Source organism: Arthrobacter sp. 10N418, from assembly GCF_056394725.1.
The window spans coordinates 1-1,024 of the sequence record NZ_JBFTIK010000065.1 but is presented as its reverse complement, the minus strand read 5'-3'; the positions used below and the strand labels follow the sequence as shown (position 1 = coordinate 1,024).

General features: G+C 66.8%; 1 protein-coding gene. It reads right to left on the bottom strand.

Annotation, left to right across the window (positions count from 1 at the left end; translation table 11 throughout):
- The coding region (locus AC1DCZ_RS19325) for an IS481 family transposase (RefSeq protein ID WP_476976006.1) at positions 1-935 on the bottom strand (935 nt) is incomplete at its 3' end.
- Positions 936-1,024 lie beyond the last annotated feature (89 nt).

Below are 1,024 nucleotides of genomic sequence, written 5' to 3'. Positions count from 1 at the left end.
CTAGCGGGTGTTTGACCCTTGAGTGAGGTGTGGCCTCGGTTGTGATTGTAGTGGTGCAGCCAGGGCTCGAAGGCGGCAACGCGTTCGGTCTCTGAGGTGTAGGGCCTGGCGTAGGCCCATTCGTCGAGCATGGTCCGGTTGAAGCGTTCGACCTTGCCGTTGGTCTGAGGCCGGTAGGGGCGGGTCCGTTTGTGTTTGATGTCCGGGCCGAGGGCGTCTGCGAAGGCGCGGGAGCGGTAGCAGGAGCCGTTGTCCGTCAGAACCCGGCGGACGGTGATCCCGGCGGTGTTGAATGCCGCGTTGGCCCGTTTCCAGAAGCCCGCTGCGGTGTCCTTTTTCTCGTCTGTGAGTATCTCGGTGTAGGCGAACCGGGAGTGGTCATCGACCGCGTTGTGCAGGTAGGCGTAGCCGGGGCGCCGGTTGGTGTCGGTGCCGGTCTTGTTCCGGTTGCCCGCGGCGCGGCCGGTGACGCGGTGCCCGCCGCCCTCGGGGATCCGGCCGAGTTTCTTGATGTCCACGTGGATCAGATCGCCGGGGTTCTGGTGCTCGTAACGGCGGATCACCCTGCCCGTGGCCCGGTCCAGCCAGGATAGCCTGGCCAACCGGTACCGGGAGAGGACCTTGTGCACCGTGGAGGGGTGGATGCCCAGCAGGTAGCCGATCCTTGCCGGCCCCCAGCGGCGGTTGAGCCTGAGCGCGATGATYCGCCGCTCCCGCCGGGCCGGTGTCCGGCGCGGGGACCGGCTCGGCCGGCTGGAGCGGTCCTCCATCCCGGTTTCGCCCAGCTCCCGGTAGCGGCCGGCCCAGCGCGCGGCGGTCGGGACGGAGACCTGAAAACGCTCTGCGGCACGGCGCAAGGGCCAGCCGTCCTCGACAATGCATTTGGCCAACTGCAGTCGGCCCTTCGGCGCGAGAAAAGCATTAGGGTGGGACACGAAGACCTCCGTTTGTGGAACTGGACTCTAGACAAGCCCCACTCCACTCGGAGGTCTTCTTCATGTCACCCCACCACGCCGAATGTCAC